Origin of the sequence: Magnetofaba australis IT-1 (assembly GCF_002109495.1) — a bacterium.
GTDB classification, from domain to species: domain Bacteria; phylum Pseudomonadota; class Magnetococcia; order Magnetococcales; family Magnetococcaceae; genus Magnetofaba; species Magnetofaba australis.
This window is the reverse complement of the sequence record NZ_LVJN01000021.1, coordinates 82,834-99,834: the sequence shown is the minus strand read 5'-3', so window position 1 is coordinate 99,834 and position 17,001 is coordinate 82,834. Positions and strand designations below refer to the sequence as shown.

General features: G+C 60.4%; 20 protein-coding genes. 10 read left to right on the top strand and 10 right to left on the bottom strand.

The window, feature by feature from the left end; translation table 11 throughout:
• Nucleotides 1-49: 49 nt before the first annotated feature.
• The 5 genes from MAIT1_RS22125 (at nt 50) to MAIT1_RS19265 (ending at nt 3,787) form a co-directional block, all read left to right on the top strand.
• Nucleotides 50-199, top strand: a complete 150-nt coding sequence (locus tag MAIT1_RS22125; protein ID WP_198947965.1) for a DUF5989 family protein — start codon at nt 50-52, stop codon at nt 197-199.
• A 61-nt stretch (nt 200-260) separates the two neighbouring features.
• On the top strand, nt 261-410 hold the full coding sequence (locus tag MAIT1_RS22120) for a DUF5989 family protein (protein ID WP_198947964.1): 150 nt from the start codon (nt 261-263) through the stop codon (nt 408-410).
• Nucleotides 411-447: 37 nt separating this feature from the next.
• Complete coding sequence (locus MAIT1_RS19275; RefSeq protein ID WP_085446450.1) at nt 448-2,295, top strand: carbamoyltransferase family protein; 1,848 nt, start codon at nt 448-450, stop codon at nt 2,293-2,295.
• Between the two features lie 116 nt (nt 2,296-2,411).
• Nucleotides 2,412-3,275, top strand: a complete 864-nt coding sequence (locus MAIT1_RS19270; RefSeq protein ID WP_143814967.1) for a hypothetical protein — start codon at nt 2,412-2,414, stop codon at nt 3,273-3,275.
• A 32-nt stretch (nt 3,276-3,307) separates the two neighbouring features.
• The gene (locus tag MAIT1_RS19265; protein ID WP_143814966.1) at nt 3,308-3,787 is read left to right on the top strand and encodes a hypothetical protein; all 480 of its coding nucleotides are present in this window, start codon (nt 3,308-3,310) and stop codon (nt 3,785-3,787) included.
• Between the two features lie 81 nt (nt 3,788-3,868).
• Here the strand turns inward: MAIT1_RS19265 and MAIT1_RS19260 are convergent, their stop codons facing one another.
• Nucleotides 3,869-5,092: a hypothetical protein gene (locus MAIT1_RS19260; protein WP_085446379.1), complete on the bottom strand. Its 1,224-nt coding sequence runs from the start codon at nt 5,090-5,092 to the stop codon at nt 3,869-3,871.
• A 319-nt stretch (nt 5,093-5,411) separates the two neighbouring features.
• Between MAIT1_RS19260 and MAIT1_RS19255 the strand changes: the two genes are divergently transcribed.
• From MAIT1_RS19255 to MAIT1_RS19235, 5 genes are all read left to right on the top strand, one after another.
• Nucleotides 5,412-6,020, top strand: coding sequence for a ribonuclease D (locus MAIT1_RS19255; protein ID WP_143815002.1), 609 nt, complete (start codon nt 5,412-5,414; stop codon nt 6,018-6,020).
• 19 nt (nt 6,021-6,039) lie between these two features.
• The gene (locus tag MAIT1_RS19250; protein WP_085446286.1) at nt 6,040-6,792 is read left to right on the top strand and encodes an SDR family oxidoreductase; all 753 of its coding nucleotides are present in this window, start codon (nt 6,040-6,042) and stop codon (nt 6,790-6,792) included.
• Nucleotides 6,793-7,040: 248 nt separating this feature from the next.
• The gene (folB, locus tag MAIT1_RS19245; protein WP_085446285.1) at nt 7,041-7,409 is read left to right on the top strand and encodes a dihydroneopterin aldolase; all 369 of its coding nucleotides are present in this window, start codon (nt 7,041-7,043) and stop codon (nt 7,407-7,409) included.
• 301 nt (nt 7,410-7,710) lie between these two features.
• Entirely contained in the window at nt 7,711-8,001 is a 291-nt protein-coding gene (locus MAIT1_RS19240) for a c-type cytochrome (RefSeq protein WP_085446284.1), read from the top strand.
• A gap of 236 nt (nt 8,002-8,237) precedes the next feature.
• Entirely contained in the window at nt 8,238-9,155 is a 918-nt protein-coding gene (locus MAIT1_RS19235) for an NAD-dependent epimerase/dehydratase family protein (RefSeq protein WP_085446283.1), read from the top strand.
• Nucleotides 9,156-9,412: 257 nt separating this feature from the next.
• On the opposite strand, the gene MAIT1_RS19230 is transcribed toward MAIT1_RS19235, so the two are convergent.
• The 9 genes from MAIT1_RS19230 to MAIT1_RS19195 all read right to left on the bottom strand — a co-directional run bounded on the left by MAIT1_RS19230 (nt 9,413) and on the right by MAIT1_RS19195 (nt 16,949).
• Nucleotides 9,413-11,020 carry a hypothetical protein gene (locus tag MAIT1_RS19230; RefSeq protein WP_143814964.1) on the bottom strand — a complete coding sequence of 536 codons (1,608 nt, stop codon included), beginning with the start codon at nt 11,018-11,020 and terminating at the stop codon, nt 9,413-9,415.
• 233 nt (nt 11,021-11,253) lie between these two features.
• The gene (locus MAIT1_RS19225; RefSeq protein WP_085446281.1) at nt 11,254-11,952 is read right to left on the bottom strand and encodes a class I SAM-dependent methyltransferase; all 699 of its coding nucleotides are present in this window, start codon (nt 11,950-11,952) and stop codon (nt 11,254-11,256) included.
• A gap of 246 nt (nt 11,953-12,198) precedes the next feature.
• Nucleotides 12,199-13,425 carry an ABC transporter ATP-binding protein gene (locus MAIT1_RS19220; protein WP_085446280.1) on the bottom strand — a complete coding sequence of 409 codons (1,227 nt, stop codon included), beginning with the start codon at nt 13,423-13,425 and terminating at the stop codon, nt 12,199-12,201.
• Nucleotides 13,422-14,222 carry an ABC transporter permease gene (locus tag MAIT1_RS19215; protein WP_085446279.1) on the bottom strand — a complete coding sequence of 267 codons (801 nt, stop codon included), beginning with the start codon at nt 14,220-14,222 and terminating at the stop codon, nt 13,422-13,424. The genes MAIT1_RS19220 and MAIT1_RS19215 overlap by 4 nt, the downstream gene beginning before the upstream one ends.
• Nucleotides 14,219-15,409: a glycosyltransferase family 4 protein gene (locus MAIT1_RS19210; protein ID WP_085446278.1), complete on the bottom strand. Its 1,191-nt coding sequence runs from the start codon at nt 15,407-15,409 to the stop codon at nt 14,219-14,221. The genes MAIT1_RS19215 and MAIT1_RS19210 overlap by 4 nt, the downstream gene beginning before the upstream one ends.
• Nucleotides 15,410-15,492: 83 nt before the next feature.
• Entirely contained in the window at nt 15,493-15,753 is a 261-nt protein-coding gene (locus tag MAIT1_RS21670) for a hypothetical protein (protein WP_143814963.1), read from the bottom strand.
• Complete coding sequence (locus MAIT1_RS19205; RefSeq protein ID WP_198947963.1) at nt 15,750-16,430, bottom strand: restriction endonuclease; 681 nt, start codon at nt 16,428-16,430, stop codon at nt 15,750-15,752. Before MAIT1_RS19205 ends, MAIT1_RS21670 begins: the two co-directional genes overlap by 4 nt.
• A 16-nt stretch (nt 16,431-16,446) precedes the next feature.
• Nucleotides 16,447-16,701: a Txe/YoeB family addiction module toxin gene (locus tag MAIT1_RS19200; protein ID WP_085446277.1), complete on the bottom strand. Its 255-nt coding sequence runs from the start codon at nt 16,699-16,701 to the stop codon at nt 16,447-16,449.
• A complete protein-coding gene (locus MAIT1_RS19195; RefSeq protein WP_085446276.1) occupies nt 16,698-16,949 on the bottom strand; it encodes a type II toxin-antitoxin system Phd/YefM family antitoxin in 252 nt (83 codons plus the stop codon). Before MAIT1_RS19195 ends, MAIT1_RS19200 begins: the two co-directional genes overlap by 4 nt.
• Nucleotides 16,950-17,001: the final 52 nt, after the last annotated feature.

Sequence of the window (17,001 nt, the reverse complement as noted above, 5' to 3'; positions counted from 1 at the left end):
AATCCACCATGAGTCTGGCGCCAAGCCAGCCGTTTTGGGAGTGTGGAGCATGAGCTTTTTTTCCGAACTGTGGGCCTTCATGCGCGAGCGCAAGAAGTTCTGGTTGATGCCGGCTCTCATCGCCATGGCGCTGCTGGGCGGGTTGGTGGTGTTCCTGGAAGGCTCGGCGCTGGCGCCGTTCATCTACACCCTGTATTGAGTGTTGAGTGATCCTTGCGTCCCGACCGACGGTTGGGGCGCTGTCGCCTGGGGGGCGCATCATGTCTTTGCTAGCGGAATTATGGGCTTTTCTGCGCGCGCGCAAGAAATTTTGGCTGCTGCCGATTCTGGTGGTGATGCTGCTGTTGGGCGGTCTGGTGGTGTTGACCCAAGGCTCCGCCGTGGCGCCGCTGATCTATACCATGTTCTAATGCACAGCGCTCATTTGAGCGTTATGAGGTAACGTTTATGCGTATTCTTGGCATCTCCGCCTACTATCATGACAGCGCCGCCGCTCTGGTGGAGGATGGCGAGATCATCGCCGCCGCCCAGGAGGAGCGCTTTACGCGCAAAAAACATGATGCGGACTTCCCCCTGCACGCTATTCGCTACTGCTTGGAAGAGGCGGGCTGCGATCTGGACGCCATCGACCAGGTGGCCTTCTACGACAAGCCGTTTCTGAAGTTCGAACGCCTGCTGGAGACCTACCTGACCTTCGCTCCGCGCGGCTTCACCTCGTTTCGCAGAGCGATGCCGGTGTGGCTCAAGGAGAAGTTGTTCCAAAAGAAGCTGATCACCGAAGAGTTGCAGGATGAGTTCCACCGCAACTTCGATGGCGAAGTGAAGCTGCTGTTCGCCGAACACCACCAGAGCCACGCCGCCAGCGCCTTCTATCCGTCGCCATTCCAGGACGCGGCGGTGCTGACCATGGACGGGGTGGGCGAGTGGACCACCACCTCGCTGGGCTTTGGCAGCGGCAACAAGCTGGAGATCGCCAAAGAGATCCACTTCCCGCACTCCATTGGCCTGCTCTATTCGGCGTTTACCTACTACACCGGATTCCGGGTCAACTCCGGCGAATACAAGGTGATGGGTCTGGCTCCCTACGGCGAGCCCAAGTACGCGCAGACCATCCTGGATCATCTGATGGATCTGAAGCCGGACGGCTCGTTCCGGCTCAATATGGACTACTTCGACTACTGCACTGGTCTGACCATGACCAATGACAAGTTCGCCGATCTGTTCGGCGGACCGGCGCGGGTCTCCGAGGAGCGCTTGACCCAGCGCGAGATGGATCTGGCCGCCTCGGTGCAGGCGGTGGTGGAGGAGACAGTGCTGCGTCTGGCCCGTTCAACCGCCGCCGAGAGCGGACAGAAGAATCTCTGTCTGGCGGGCGGCGTGGCCCTCAACTGCGTGGCCAACGGTAAAATTCTGCGCGATGGCGCGTTTGAGAACATCTGGATTCAACCCGCAGCGGGCGATGCGGGCGGCGCCTTGGGCGCGGCGCTGGCGGCCTACTACTGGCACGGCGATAAGCCGCGCACGGTGGCGGGCGATGGCCGCGACGCCATGAAGGGCTCCTATCTGGGCCCCGAGTTCAAGCAGGACGACATCGAAAAGAGCCTGGAGGGCGAAGGCGCGGTGTTCCACGCCCTGGAGGACGCCGAACTGTTCGACAAAGTCGCCGACGATCTGGCCGGTGAGCGCGCTGTGGGGTGGTTCTCCGGGCGTATGGAGTTCGGGCCGCGCGCGTTGGGCGGGCGCTCCATTCTGGGCGATCCGCGTTCGCCGAAAATGCAGTCCACGTTGAATCTCAAGGTCAAATTCCGCGAATCGTTCCGTCCGTTTGCGCCGTCGGTGTTGCGCGAGCATGTGGGCGATTGGTTCGAGTTGGACGCCGACAGCCCCTATATGCTGCTGGTGGATGGCGTCAAAGAGGACAAGCGCCGCGCCATGACCGACGCCGAGGAGAGCCTGTTCGGCATCGAGAAGCTCAATGTGCCGCGCTCGGAGATCCCCGCCGTCACCCATGTGGACTACAGCGCGCGCATTCAGACCGTGCACGCCGACACCAATCCGCGCTATCACAACCTGATCAGCGCTTTCCACGCCAAGACCGGCTGCCCGGTGGTGGTCAACACCAGCTTCAATGTGCGCGGCGAACCCATCGTTTGCACGCCGCAGGACGCCTATCGCCGTTTTATGCGCACCAATATCGAGACCCTGGTGGTGGGCAACTGCTACATGCGCAAGGAGGAGCAGCCCGGCGGCCAGCAGGATGTGTCAGCGGATCTGCAGGAGTTTGAACTGGATTGAGTCTCTCTTCGGCCCGCTGCTCAGCGGGCCGAAGTGTGTCTGGATATATGATTTAAGGTATGGAGATTCTGCTGCTGGATTGGATTTTGCGCGGTGGGTGCGGTCTGAGGAGTGTTATGAAATCGTTTGTGTTGATGTTGCAAAGTGTGGCGTTGCTGGTGTTGGCGCTTGGATTGAGCGGTTGCAGCTCCTTTTCCGCTCAGTTTGATCGCTCGACATTGGCGGGGGCGCCCGCCGTAGCGTCGCCGGAAAAACTGCCTGGACGCGTGTTGATTCGCATGAGCGATGCGGCGCGCAACTATGTCTTTTCAGGCAACCCGTTCTCCCACATGGCGAGGGGATCGGAATTGACTGCGCCGTTGGGCGAGATGACCGAGCAGATGAGCCTATTGGTGTTCAATGAGATGTTCGACGGCGGCGCCGTGACCGATGGTCTGGCCGATGACAGCGCGTTTCGCCTCATTGTGGAGCCGACGGTGAATGCGTTTGAGTACGCCTATTACACCCCGAGCATGAGCCTCATCCAGATCGCCGGGCATATGCAGGGGCATATCCGCATCACCACCCCCGCCGGGCGCGTGTTGGTGGATCGCCCGCTGGATACCGGTCTGGTGCATGGCGAACCGTACGCCATTCTGACCACCCCCAACCATAGCCAGGTGCTGAACAACATTCTCTACGACGAGATGCGGCTCATCGCCGAGGAGGCCGCCGAGGCGCTGACCGGCGCTGGGAATTATTCACGACGTAGCGGGCGGCGTCTGTCGCATCGGGGCGAGGCGGCGACTGTCGGCGCCAGGATGGAGAGCTTTGCGGCGCAGACCAGCGCCGGGAGCGATGGCGCAGTGGATGGCGGCGATAGCGCCTTGATGCGGCTGCGCCAGGAGTTGATAAACGGTAAGATCGACAAAGCGACCTACGATGCGCGCAAGCGCGCGTTGAGCGGCGACGCCAAGGGCGGCGCTGGGGGCGATCTGTGATGCGATGGCTCAGAATGTCTGGCGCAATTTGGTTGGCTCTGTTGTCAGGCTGCGCCACCACCATTGCCGTGAGCCCGGTGGATCTTGCCAGCGCGCCAAAGGTGACGCTGGATGTGAAACTGCCCGGCCATGCCATCGTGCAGATGAGTCAGAGCGCGCAAAGTCTGATTTTCGATGGCCCTCCCGTCACATTCGAAGGCAGCGCCACCACGTTGCAAGCGCCCATTGGCGAGATTACCCGTCGCGCCACGCTGCAGGTTTTTCAATCGCTGTTTGAGGGCGGCGCATCCATGGGGGAGTCCGCTGTGTCAGCCGCCCCAGGCGAACTGGTGGTGACGCCGGAGATCATCACCATGGAGTGGGGCTATCAACCGCTTGGGGTGCGCATTCGGCCCCTGTTGAGAGTGCTGGTGGGCGGAGCCCTCGATATCTTCTCGCTTCAAATGTCTAATTCTCTTCTGCGGCGACTATATGATGCGCGCAAGCAGGAGATCCTCAACCAGCGGAAGTGAGGATCTCGGAGCTTTTGAGCGCACCAAAAAAGGCGGCCCGCCGAGTGACGGGCCGCCTTTTTTGGTGCATGGGAAGCGCGCTTAGTCGCCGCTGCCCAGGGCCTCTTCCAGCACATTGGTGAGAATCTCATTGAGCTTCTCCTGCCCCTCTTTGCTGGCGGCGGCGGCTTCGCCGGTCTTCTTGCTCAGATCCCAGCCCGCTTTGCCCAGGTGCTTGAGGGTGCCGAACATGCCGGCTTTTTTGCCGAACGCCACCGCCACCATGGCCTTGGCGCCGGGGTTGGCGATGCGCTTGTAAGCTTTCTCCCACATCTCCTGGTCGCCATATTTGACGATGCCCCAAGCGAGCATCTTGCCCGCCACGCAGTCGTTGCGCATGTACTTGGCGGCTTTGAGAAGCTCCGGTTTGCGGCTGGGCTGCTGCGACACCTTGGCCACCAGCTGCGCAACGATGATCTCGCCAGCGGTGCTTTTGTCGGTGACGTACTTCTCCAGCAGCGACACCAGCGCCGGCACCTCCACCGTCTTCACCAGCTTCACCGCCACCACGGTGGCAGCTTGGGGGTTGTCCTTCACTGCGGTCAAGGTGCGCACCAGCGGCTCAATGGGCACATCCTTCTGATTGATCACGCCGGTGGCCAGCACCACCGCGCCGGGGGACTGAGCGTTGATCAACTGCACGCAGTCGAGCATCTGCTCTAAGGTGCCTTTGCCGATCACCTCCATGGTCCAGGTGATCTCCGCTTCGTCCTGGCCCGGAGGCGCGGCCGCGATGGCGCGCATGATGTGATTGACGGTGCCTTGCTCGGCGATTCCCTTGGCCAATTGCAGCATGGCGCGGGGGCTTTTGTCGCTGTATTTGAGCGCCTCGATCAAGGGGTTGATGCCCTTGGTCTGGACGATCTTCTCCACCAGCAGTTCCAGTAGCTCAGTGTGCTTATAGACCTTGCTCAGGGTCTCCACCATGTGGCGGGCCTTGCAGTCCGGATGACCCAGCACCGCATCCACCAGACGGCGCAACTCATCGGGGCGGTCGGCGCCTTTGAGGGCGGCGCAGGCGCCGATGATCTTGTCGATATTGCCGCTGGTGATGATCTCGTCCAGGTCGATTTTGGAGCCCGGTTTGAAGCCATGTTTGCTGTCATCCACCACATCGGGGTCGGCCTCCACCACCAACTCCTCTTCGCGAGCGGTGAAGCGACTATCAAGCTTTTCAAGCGCCTGACCGGATGAATCGCCCAGGCTCTTGGAGAGGGTTTTGCGGATTTTATCCAATTGGTCCTGGGTATAACGATCGCTGGCCATGTCTGGTCCTTGTTTGGGGTGAGCACGGTTCGGGGCGCCGCAGCGACGCAGTCGATTACACAGGCGCGCGTGCGGGAGAAATCCCTACGCCCCGGGCGAGCGGTGTGCTAACTTGCCAGGGTTCGTCGCCAAGGGCCGTTTTACGCAGTCGCCCGCACTGGGAAGCCTGCATAAGCCCATCACCGATATAATACCAGCGGCGACGCAATTGAAAAGTTCTTAAACGTTCCAAAATCCTATCGTCCGGTCACAATACGCCGCGACGCGATGAATGGGAGACAGGATCATGGGCGAAACAACGCCTGACGTCATCATCTGCATGGATGATCTGAGCGAGGCGCTGGAAACGCGCTATCTGGCCAGCAAGACGCTGGCGGTGGATTGTGAAACGTTGGGCCTGGTGGTGCCGCGCGACCGCCTGTGTCTGGTGCAGATGTGCAATGAGGATGGGGTCGCCTGTTTGGTGCAGATCCGCAACTACCGCGCGCCGCGCCTCAAGCGCGTGCTCGAAGCGCAGAGTGTGGAGAAGCTGTTCCACTTCGCCCGCTATGATCTGGCCACCCTGCGTCACTGGTTGGGCATCTACGTAGCGCCGGTGTTCTGCACCAAAATCGCCTCCAAGCTGGTGCGCACCTACACCGACGGTCATGGCCTTAAGGACGTGGTGCGGGAGTTGGTGGGGGTGGAGCTGGACAAGCAGCAGCAGTCCTCGGACTGGGCCGCCGAAACCCTCACGCCAGAGCAGGTGGACTACGCGCTTTCCGACGTCCTCTATCTGGTGGAGGTGAAGACCAAGCTGGAGGCGATGCTGCAGCGGGAGAACCGTCTGGAGCTGGCCAAGCAGACCATGGCCTTCCTGCCCACCCGGGTGGCGTTGGATCTGGCCGGTTGGGAGGAGCACGACATCTTCTCCCACCGCAGCCGCTAAGGTTTAGGCTGATCCCGCCATGAATCCGCAGGGCCATGTGGCGCTGGTTACCGGCGCAGGCAAACGATTGGGGTTGGCCATTGCGCGGGCTCTGGCGCAGGCGGGCGCCTCGATTGCGATCCACTACGGAACCTCCGAAGCGGGCGCGCGCGGCCTGTATGATGAGATCACCGCTCAGGGCGGGCGCGCGGCGCTGCTGCAGGCGGATCTGGGCGATCCCAAGCAGGCGGAAGGGTTGATCGAGCGGGCGCGCGCCGCGTTGGGACCGGTGCGCATATTGGTCAATAGCGCCGCGATCATCGAGACCGGGACTCTCACCGAAGCCGACGACGACCAATGGCGGCGGCATATGGCGATCAATCTGGAGTCGCCATTTCGCCTGATGCGGGCGTTTGCGCGGCAGTGGTCGTCCCAGCACGGCGGCGATTTGCCGTCTGATCAGCCCGGACGCATCGTCAACATTCTGGATATGCGCGTGGTGCGGCCCCATGCGGGTCACTCGGCCTATAATGTGGCCAAGGGCGGGTTGTGGAACCTGACCCAGACCGCCGCGCTGGAACTGGCCCCGCAGATCACCGTCAATGCGGTGGGCCCCGGGCCGATCCTGCAAGCGCCGGGGGAGAGCGCCGAGGCGTTCGCTCAGGTGGTCGCCGCCACCCCGCGCGGGCGCGCGGGCACGCCCGAAGAGATCGCTCAGGCGGCGCTCTATCTCATTGGTCAGGACTACATCACCGGCGAGATCATCTGCGTGGATGGCGGCGAGCGGCTGTAAGACTTTTGCGTAATGCTAAAGAGGGATGTTGAAAGATATCGAGGGCTGCGCCCTCAAACTCCCCAAAAGACAAACCGTGGGGCGCTGCCCCACGCCCCGCTGGGGCCGCAGGCCCCAGACCCCGCCGCCGACCAGTCGGCGGCCAATAGTCAGCGCTAGCTCAACCAGCGTCACGCAAACATTGGCTGTTCTGTGCTATCGGCAGACTCAATTCCCCCGCTCTCCCATTATGGTCATAGGAACCCATCATGCGCGACCAGCCGTTGGATGAGATTCAGATTCGCGATCTGTTGCTGCGCTGCGTCATCGGCATCAATGACTGGGAGCGCGACATCAAGCAGGACGTGCTGATCAACGTCACCCTCTATGCCGACCTGAGCGCGGCCTGCGCCAGCGATCACATCACCGACACCATCGACTACTTCACCCTCTGCGAGCGCATCAGCGCCCATGTGGAGGGCTCCGAACACCTGCTGGTGGAGGCCATGGCCGAGCATCTGGCGGGGCTCTGTCTGGAAGATCCCCGCGTGGTCCGCTGCCGGGTGTCGGTGGAGAAGCCCGGCGCGTTGCGCTTCGCCCAGAGCGTCGGCGTTGCCATCCATCGCAGCCGCGATTGACCTTTCCCCCAGTCTGAAAAATCTCCCACGCATTCGTCAGATTCTCTGCTGAGCGCCATGTAATCGTTACGGCGTAACGGTTGCAGAAGCCGCTTCTCCACCCTGTGATTTGGTCAATCAGGCCAAGTAATGACAGGGAGGAATTTTTTGCGGCGCGACTTTTCCCCCTGTGGCGTAACCTAGCTATTAGATGAAAACAGTTTATCATTCAAATTCTTAATCAAAGGATGGTCAGATGCGGATGCGTAAAGTACTCTTTTCATTGGCTGCGATTTCCCTACTCAGCGCGGCTGGCGCGTCCGTGGCGCAAGCTGGCGACGTGCCCAAGGCGTTGCGGCCCTGCAAGGCGTGTCACTTCATGGACAAGGGGCCGGGGGTGAAGAAATCCAATCTGGGGCCGGGTTTGAAGGGGATTTTTGGCCGCAAAATGTCCATTGATGGCGTTCGGGGCTTGGGCGATACCTGGACTGAGGAGGCCCTGGATAAGTGGCTGACCAATCCCAAGGCGGTCAAACCGGGCACCAAAATGACCTTCAAGCAAAGGAAATCCAAAAAACGCGCCGCAATCATTCAGGCCTTGAAGGGTTTGTAAACGCTCACATTCTCTTCTGACGCCGCAGAGAGAGATTGTCTGAAAAACCCCCGCCAAGCTTTGGCGGGGGTTTTTCATTGGCCGAGACAGGCGTTTCAAGAGGAGCGGTCTGGTTGAAGTGGGGCGTGCGTGCGCTTTTCTCTTCTCGTGGATAGCGTCTTAACCGTACAATTCTGTGTAGGAAAGTGTTGAGGGCTGGGCTTTGATGCACAGTATTGCGTGGTTGGGAGGGGAAGATGCAGGTAGAGCGCGATTGGGCGGAGGCCCTGATAGACAAACGCATTGCGCTGACCGGCGCCTCGGGGTTGATCGGGCGCAGCGTGCGCGCGCTGTGGGCGGCCCTGGAGCTGCCTGCGCCCATTATCCTCAGTGGCGACGCCCGCGCCCCGGCGGTATATGACGCCCAGTTCGATTGCCTGATCCATCTGGCGGGGGTGGGACCGAGCCGGTTTGCGCGCGACTTCTCCGAGGCCATGGCCATCAATGTGCAGGGGGTGCAGCAGGCGCTCACCGCCTGTGCGCGGCAGGACGCCACGCTCATCTTCATCTCCACCAGCGGCGTCTATGCGCCGTTGGATGTGCATGCGCTGCGCGAAGATGACCCCATCGAGCCGCCGCGCGCCTATGGCGAGAGCAAGTATATTGGCGAACGTCTGTGCCGCGCGTGGTGGACCGAACAGAGCGTGCCGGTGAAGATTCTGCGTTTGTTCAATGTGTATGGCGCGTATCAGAGCGCCGATCTGCTGCCCGGCTATGTGCTGCAACAGGCGGTGAGCGGCGAACCCATCGCGTTGAAGACGCCTCAGGCGCAGCGTGACTTTCTGCATGCCGACGACGCCGCGCGGGCGATTCTGTCGGCGTGCGCGCAGTCGTGGGAGGGGTTCGACCTGTTTAATGTGGGCGAGGGGGTATCGCGCAGTGTGGCGGAGTTCGTGGAGACGCTGGAGCGGGTGATGGGACGTGCGTTGCCGCAGGAGCGGCAGCCTGCCGACGACGCCAATGAGCAGGATGAGGTGAGTCAGTTTCGCGCGGATATTACGCGGATTCACAATGCGTTGGGATGGTCGCCGAGTTTGGACCTGGAGGCGGGGTTGCGACGCACGCTCCAGCAGATGGGTGTGGAGACGGTAGAGGAGTCTGAAGAGGCGGACTAAGTCGGGGCCGAAGGGGCGCCCAAAACCAAAACGGCACAGAGCGCTGAATGTTTGCGTGATGCTGATCGATCTTGCGCTGACTATTGGCCGCCGACTGGTCGGCGGCGGGGTCTGGGGGCCGCGCCCCCAGCGGGTCCAGGGCGGCGCCCTGGTGGGGTTTGGGGCAAAGCCCCAAGGTGTGGTTGTTGATCTTTGGGAGCTCGAGGGCGGCGCCCTCGATATCTTCCATTATTCCGAAGTGGTTTCCAGCACGGCCTTTAACGGTCATCCCAGCGATACACAAACCCCTGCACATAGCCACAACGGAATTGCGCGCTCTGAGGCGCGGCGCGCCCAGCCACGATGAGGCGTTTCCGCTGCTGGATCTTTTCCAGATAGTGCAGATTGCGTTCGGCGCGATCCCCCACCAGCAGCAGAAAATGGCGTGTTGAACCGTCGTCATCGGGCAGGCGCGCGGCCAGATCCGGCCCCAGATGGCGCACTTGGGAGAAGTAGTGCGCGGTGATGGGGGCGCTCTGTCCCTGTTGCGCCAGGAGCTCCTCCACCTGGGTCCAATAGATGGGTCGCGTGGGCTGTTGGCCATCCATCAAATCGTCGGTTTTGCCCCATTGGATGATCTTGTCGCGGCTGAGATTGAGGCCGTAGTCGCTATTGTCATAGACTCGCAATGGGCCATCCAGACCGCGCAGATTCTGCGCCACGCACCGGGCAATGGCGTCGGACTGGCGCAGATTGGCGACATTCTCCAGTTTGTCCTGGAACAGGTAGACGATGGGCCCGTGGTTGGTGATCACATTGGCGCCGATGACGCCGATCAACAGCCAACTCCCAACCTGAGTGAGTTTCTCCGTCTGCATCACCAGCAGCGGCGGAATCAGCAGAATGGGGATCAGGTACCAGTGGTAGTAGCGAAACAGCCCCATCATCAGCGCCCAACCCAGCAACGCCGCGCCAATAGCGGGTAGCGCCCAGCGTCGCGCCGCCGGTTCGCGCCACAGGAACAGCCCCATCAGCAGCAGGGAGATCGGTCCCAACCCCGCCTGCAGAATGCCGCCGTTCCACACGAAGTCCCAGTTGAAGGGCGGGTCCACATAGAGGATCTGTTTGAAGCGCGTCCAGGCGTCGTAGTCGGGCGAACGGGTGGCGTTACTCTGCAGATTTTGTACAAAGCGCAGTGGATCGCAGACCATAAAGGGGTTGGCGAAGACGAATCCCACGGCGGCGGCGCTGGCGATTTTGCCCAGGCGCAGCAGGGTGACCACGCCCCAGCCCAATGCGGGCAGCAGACACAACCCCACATAGGCCGCCAGCGGCAGCACCGAGAGTTTCACCCCCAGCGCCATGCCCAGCAGCAGCCAGCTCAGCGCGCGGATGCGGCTGGGGTCGCGTAGCGCCAGCGCCGCGCCCGCCGCCGCCAGGGCCATGCTCAGGGTTTCGGCGCTGATCAGCTTACCGTCCCACCACGCCAGCGGAATGCAGACATACAGCGCCAGCGCCAGCAGCGTCTGATGTGGTTTGCCGTCGCGCCAGCCCCACACAACCAGCGCCGCAGGAACCGCCAGTTGACACAGGAGTGAGTAGACCCGCACCGCTTCGCCTGCGCCCACGCCGCTCTCAAACCCCCACGACCCCACCGCGCCGCTGAGAATCCAGTGCAGCGCGCCATAGGCGAGGAAGTTGTCGATCTCACACAGGGCGCGCCAGCCCAGGGTATTCCACAGTTGGTCATACACCCCGGCGGCGGGCAGGAACCACGCCTCATCGCCGGTATAGGCGGGCAGCAGAAAGTAATACCCCCGCGCAATGGCGTAGGCGAGCAGCAGCGCCAGTGTGAGGCGGGTGGCGAGGGTGGGGGAGATGGTCATGGTGTGAAGGGTGATTTTTGGGAAAGATGGATCATGAAAGATATTGAGGGCTGCGCCCTCAAACTCCCCTAAGATCAAAAGCCACACCGTGGGCGCCGCCCAGTATTGTTAGATACGGCTTCGCCTATGGCCGCTGGGAGCGCGGCCCCCAGACCCCGGAAAAGTCGGCCATAAATGTCCGACTTTTCCACCTGTCTCGTTCTGAGTTTTCATCACGCTTCTGTACGTAATATTCACTTCTTCTCTAGTACCGCCCACAGCGTGCCATTGAGCAAATTCTGCGGCGGAATGTCCGGGCGCAGCGTCATGCGTCTTGCCCACGCGCGCAGTCGTCCTTGGATCCCATAGCCATCCCACGCGCGATAGTCCGCATGTGGGCTGTAGCTGTCGATCTGCGCCACCTGCAGGCCGTTCTTCTCTCCGCGCACGCGCACAAACCGCTCCGCCTCATCCCACGAGAAGAACCATTTGTGGCGATCCTCCGGCGGTTCCGGCGGCAGGCCGTAGAATTTGAACGGACCATCGGCCTGATAGGGCTTGTCCCGCAGCACAGTGAGGAAATCGGCCCAGGCGTTGGGCAGGGAGAGGATCAGATAGCGATCGGTGACCCGACACAGGGCGTCGAACACGTCATAGATATTGTCCAGATGCTCCAACACGTCCAGACACAGCACCGTATCGAACGAACGCTCGGCGTAGGGCAGGGGCTCGCGCTCCAGATTGATCTGCAGGTCCAAAGCGTCGCTGCCCAGGCCAATGCCGGTGTATTGGGCCGATTCCGGCAGGAAGGGCTTGAGGCGGCAGTGATCGGCGCCCACGTCGAGTATGCGTCCGGTGAGGATCGACTGGTACTTGCGCCACACATATTCGGCCTTGCCGCTGCGGTTGGCGAAGCGGAAGTCGGTGGAAAAACGTTGGGCGGAATCTGTCATGGCGTGGGTTCTATATCTGCGTGAGTTGGGATGGATCTAAAAGGTCTATTGCACGGAATTCAAGTTTGCGCCCAAAGCCAACTAACGAGGGTCCAGGGAAATCATTTCCCTGGTGGGTGCAGGGCAAAGCCCTGCCGGGTCACGGGCAGAGCCCGTGCGGGTCCAGGGCGGCGCCCTGGTCGGGGTCTGGGGCGAAGCCCCAGCGTCTTTCATCACCCTTTAAAAATCTTGCTCAATACCATCACCTCATAACGCTTCCGGCAGATCGGAAACGTCGTGTTCAATGGTCACCTGCGGCTTGAGTATGCCGCGTAGGAGAGCGTCCCCGGCCATGGTCAGACGGGCGCAGTCGCTGGCGCGGAAGCCCTTCATATCCATGGATCCAGCGACAATGCCCACGCGAGTGACGTAGACCCCCGCCTTCAGACGCAGATCGCGCCAGGTGACGCGCAGATGGTGTACGCCCGGTTTCAGATCGGGCGGACTGTGGGTCTCCCACAACACCGCCACCGTCTCCATATTCTCCAACACAATATTGAAGGTGGGCTTGGCCAGCGGACGCGCCACGCTGAGGGTCAGATCCAGGGTGACGTCCTCGCCCTGTTGGCAAGGCTCGGCGGGGGAGCCGTCGGCGCGCAGATAGACGGCGCGCTCCAGGGTGACGCCAAAGTAGTCAAAATTACGGTGGGCGCCTTCGGAGCCGGTGTCGCGGCAGTTGCGGATGATCTCCTCATACCGCTCCAGCCCCTCCTCGGTATCGCCCAGGAACAGCGGCACGCCCTTGTCGATGAGCAGCACGCGGTCGCACATGCGCCGCACCCGGTGCATATTGTGGCTCACGAAGAGGGTGCATTTGCCCTCTTCGCGCAACGCTTCCAGGTAGGCTACGCACTTGTTATAGAAGCTCAAATCACCCACCGCCATGACCTCATCCATGAGCAGGATGTCGGCGTCGATGTGGGCGCCCACGGCGAAGCCCAAGCGCACCAGCATGCCGCTGGAGTACATGCGCACGGGGCGGTCGAGCCACTCGCCCAGCTCACAGAAGGCTTCGATTTTTGGCATGGTCTCGCGCAGCCGCTGCGACGAGATGCCCAGCACCGCCGCCAGCAAGCGGATGTTCTCACGTCCGGTCAGCTCCATATGGATGCCGGCGTTGAGTTCGATCATGGGGAAGATGGAGCCGATGATCTCGACAGTGCCGCGCGTCGGAGGCGTGACCCCCGCCAAGACTTTGAGCAGGGTGGATTTGCCCGAGCCGTTGCGGCCGATGATGCCCAGGGTCTCGCCGGAGCGCACCTCAAAGGCGATCTCCTGCAACGCCCACGGCAGCTCTTTGTGGGCGGGGGCGACGCCGACCATCTGTCGGGCGCGGTCCAGGGCCTGATGCACCACCGGGCCCAGCGGCAGGCCGTAGCGCTTCCACAAGCCCTCGACGCGGATGGCCGCCGGTTTGTCGTTGGCGCCGCTCATAACACGTCCGCAAAGTAGTTGGAGACCGAGCGAAACAGCGGCCAGGCCAGCGCCCACACCAGCGCCGTGAGCGCCACCGAGGCCCCCAGAGAGGTCAGGTCCGGCGCTTCGGCGCGGATCAAGACAGCGCGAAAGGCGTCGATGAGGCCCACCATGGGGTTCAGATCATAAAAGGCGCGCCAGCGTTCGGGCACCTGACTGGCCGGGTACATTACCGGCGTGGCCAACAGCCAGAACTGCATGGCGAAGGGGATGGCGAACATCACGTCGCGTTTGAAGGTGCCGATGGCCGCCGCCGCCAGACCAAAACCCAGCGCCAGCAGGCCGGTGAGGGTAATCAAAACCGGTAGCCACAGCATGTGGATGGAGAGCGGAACCGCATACCAGATCATCATGCCGGTGAGGATCACCGAAGCGATGGCCAGATCCAGCAGTGAAGTGAACACCGCCGCCACCGGGAACACCTCGCGGGCGATGGAGATCTTTTTCAGAATCGCGCCATTGGCGTAGATGCTCGGCGCACAGCGGGTGATGGCGTTGGAGAAGAAGGTCCACGGAACCAGGGCGCAGAAGGTGAACAGTGCATAGGGCGCGCCTTCGCTGGAGATGTCCAGCACCCCGCGCAGGAAGATGAAGATCACCATATAGGCCAGCGGCTGAATGAACGCCCACGCCGGACCCAGCAGACTGCGGCGGTATTGGCCCTTGAATTCGCGCACCACCAGCGCCCCCACCAGGGTGCGGAAGTGGATCGCCGCGCGTCCTTCGGCGGCGGTGTGGCGATAGACGCCGCTCATGCCGCCTCCTGCGCCGACTCGCCCGCCGCCAGGCGGTCAAACAGCGCCAGATAGCGTTTGGCGATGGCGATGCGGGAGAATTGATGGATCATGCGCGCGCGGCCCTCTTGCGCCGCTACGTAAGCGGCGGCGTCCAGATCCCCATTCAGCACCGCGCGCAGGGTGGTTTCAATCCCCTCGGCGCTGAGTTCAGGGAAGTAGAGGGCGGCGTCGCCCATCACTTCGCGATTGCCGGGGATGTCGCTGGCCAGCACCGTCATGCCCGCCAATTGCGCCTCCATCAAACTCACCGGAAAGTTCTCCCGTTCGCTGGGGAAGATCAGATAGCGGCACGACTCATACAGCGCGCGCCACGGCTCGGAGCGGTTGGCCAGCCAGCCGTGAAAGGTGATCTCATGTTGCGGCATGCTGGCGGCCATCTGCTTGAGCCTCTCCAACATAGGGCCTTCGCCCACCACATGCACGGTTTGCGGCGCATCAATGCGCGATAATGCGTCAAAAAAGAGCTGAAAATTCTTGCGCTCCACCAAGCGCGAGGCGATCAGGAAGGCGTCGTTGCGCTCGCCGGGCGGGCTGAACATTTGCGGGTCGATGCCGTAGGGGATCACCATCACTTCGGCGTTGGGCATGCGCTGATGGATCAAGCCGCGCAGATAGCACGACGGCGTGACCACCGACGCATAGCGGCGCATGGCGGCCATCCAGACTGGCTTAAGCAGCTGATGGGCGCGCAGAAAGTAGGTGGGGTTGTAGCCGGGCACGTCGGAGCCGTGGGCGGTGACGATCACCGGCGCGTTGTGCATGCGTCCGGCCAGCAGCGCCAGCAAACCATCGGGAATGATGGCGTGGGCGTGAATGGCGGCGTAGGGGGGCTTCCCGGAAGCAGCGCGTTGAGCGGCCAGTTTTTTCAGCGTGGCCGGGCCGTTCAAGACAAAGCGCAGCATCTCGCGCATGTAGCTGCTATCGGCCTGACGGCGCGCGCAATCGACCCGGTGAACCGTTACGCCGTCACGCTGTTCTGTGGCGGGTAGATCGCCATAGCCCATGGTGAGGATGTCCACCCCCCGGCCCAGTTCGGCGTAGCCTTTGGCCAGATCCCACGCCACATTGCCCGCGCCGCCGCCGATGGGCGGAATCTCGCGGGTGACGATGAGGATATCGCCTTCGGTGTCGGAGGATTGGGGCATGCGTGCGATCTGGGTTGAGTGAATGCTAGAGGCAAGAATACAGGGAGATGCTGGTTAATCGCAATGTGTTCACTCCATTCTGGTTATCCAAGTCCACCTAATGCTTTAGGGAGGGAAAATAGATCTTCCATACGTTTGATTTCACGATCAGATAAATTTCTTGCAACATAAGGGAATAGATTTAGTAGTAAATCTATTGATGCATTAAATGCATCATTTGAGTAAACAGAATTAGAGTGAAGTCCATTAATGATTCCGATGGTCCATTTTAAATATAAGTGCGGGATTGTTAAGTCAGAGATGTCTTCCCAGGCATTAATACACCCAACATCAAGTAAATTCACATTTTGTAATTCCAGTGTTCTGTCACAGAACCCTTTACAACACCAATATACTTTTTCGTTTTCCTTTTACTGTTTTCCTCTTTATACCATACAACTACATTGCCTGAATAGTTCTTGTCTAGAAGTTCTTTTCCACAATGGTAACACTTTAAGCTTGTGTCTTCATTGAATATTTTTGCAGGGGTTACATTGGTCTTTGCTTTTCTGAATGATGAAGGGAAGAATCTTTCAAATATTACTGAGCAGTTTTTATTTCCAAGAATCTCCCGTTCAATTTTCTCATTATCAAGGACTTGAACATCAAAATTTGATTTTAGTTCTTGCAAGAAATGGTTTAGCCCAGAACTCGGAAGCATCGAGTAGAAACCAAGAAAACCGTTGCATTTATTATGTTCAATTCTATCTCGAATGTTTTGCTCGTCAGTTTGTCTGACAGATTTGCCACTATGTGCTTTGTGTTTACAGCTAACAAGCCAGCGGACGCGTGTTTCCCCACCAACGCCTGTTCGCTTTTCCTCTACTATAAGGTCTCTTCCACCATCCGCTCCACGGTCCGGTTCTTCAATAATGTCATAGCCTACGGCATGCAGGAATTCTCGGGCAAACAGTTCAAAAGCGTCTTGTTTACCGCTTGCTATATGCGCTTCAGGAATTTCTTTAAAATCAAGAATGGGCATTGAGACCTCATAGCATTCAATAGTGATACCGCACGGCAATGATGGTCAGGGTTTTTCCATCCACGGCGTAGACCAACCGATGCTCCTGGGTGATGCGGCGGGACCAGAAACCGCTCAGATCTCCCTTGAGGCGTTCCGGCTTGGCGAGCCCTTCAAACGGGTGGCGCAAGGTATCGTCAATGATGCGGTTGATGCGTTTGAGGGTGGCGCGGTCCTGGCTTTGCCACCACAGATAGTCCGCCCAGGCGCTGGGCGTCCAGGCGAGGATCATTCCGCCAAATTGCGTGGTTGCGCCGCGCCTTGCCGATACTCCTCAATGGATTGCGTCAGGTGTGTGCGATTGGCCTGGGATCCCAGCAGGTGCAGCGTTTCCATCAGGCCATCGAAATCACTTTTGGCCATCACCACCACATCTTCCCCATTGCGCCGGGTGACGATTGCGGCGTCGGCGTCATCTACAACGCGATCAAACAGGGATTTTAGATTCTTGCGGGCATCCGTGTAACTGATAACTTGCATGGCGTCCTCACTTGATTTGTACAGAAATTCTGTACATGTTTGGCGCGGGAAG

Bases quoted from the DNA above. Each gene is read 5' to 3' on its own strand.
- MAIT1_RS19215 (WP_085446279.1), bottom strand. From the start codon at position 14,222: ATGAGCGGCGTCTATCGCCACACCGCCGCCGAAGGACGCGCGGCGATC.
- MAIT1_RS19210 (WP_085446278.1), bottom strand. From the start codon at position 15,409: ATGCCCCAATCCTCCGACACCGAAGGCGATATCCTCATCGTCACCCGC.
- MAIT1_RS19205 (WP_198947963.1), bottom strand. From the start codon at position 16,430: ATGCCCATTCTTGATTTTAAAGAAATTCCTGAAGCGCATATAGCAAGC.
- MAIT1_RS19275 (WP_085446450.1), top strand. From the start codon at position 448: ATGCGTATTCTTGGCATCTCCGCCTACTATCATGACAGCGCCGCCGCT.
- MAIT1_RS22120 (WP_198947964.1), top strand. From the start codon at position 261: ATGTCTTTGCTAGCGGAATTATGGGCTTTTCTGCGCGCGCGCAAGAAA.
- MAIT1_RS19225 (WP_085446281.1), bottom strand. From the start codon at position 11,952: ATGACAGATTCCGCCCAACGTTTTTCCACCGACTTCCGCTTCGCCAAC.
- MAIT1_RS19195 (WP_085446276.1), bottom strand. From the start codon at position 16,949: ATGCAAGTTATCAGTTACACGGATGCCCGCAAGAATCTAAAATCCCTG.
- MAIT1_RS19250 (WP_085446286.1), top strand. From the start codon at position 6,040: ATGAATCCGCAGGGCCATGTGGCGCTGGTTACCGGCGCAGGCAAACGA.
- MAIT1_RS22125 (WP_198947965.1), top strand. From the start codon at position 50: ATGAGCTTTTTTTCCGAACTGTGGGCCTTCATGCGCGAGCGCAAGAAG.
- MAIT1_RS19270 (WP_143814967.1), top strand. From the start codon at position 2,412: ATGAAATCGTTTGTGTTGATGTTGCAAAGTGTGGCGTTGCTGGTGTTG.
- MAIT1_RS19260 (WP_085446379.1), bottom strand. From the start codon at position 5,092: ATGGCCAGCGATCGTTATACCCAGGACCAATTGGATAAAATCCGCAAA.
- MAIT1_RS19230 (WP_143814964.1), bottom strand. From the start codon at position 11,020: ATGACCATCTCCCCCACCCTCGCCACCCGCCTCACACTGGCGCTGCTG.
- MAIT1_RS19255 (WP_143815002.1), top strand. From the start codon at position 5,412: ATGGATGATCTGAGCGAGGCGCTGGAAACGCGCTATCTGGCCAGCAAG.
- MAIT1_RS19200 (WP_085446277.1), bottom strand. From the start codon at position 16,701: ATGATCCTCGCCTGGACGCCCAGCGCCTGGGCGGACTATCTGTGGTGG.
- MAIT1_RS19235 (WP_085446283.1), top strand. From the start codon at position 8,238: ATGCAGGTAGAGCGCGATTGGGCGGAGGCCCTGATAGACAAACGCATT.
- folB (WP_085446285.1), top strand. From the start codon at position 7,041: ATGCGCGACCAGCCGTTGGATGAGATTCAGATTCGCGATCTGTTGCTG.
- MAIT1_RS19220 (WP_085446280.1), bottom strand. From the start codon at position 13,425: ATGAGCGGCGCCAACGACAAACCGGCGGCCATCCGCGTCGAGGGCTTG.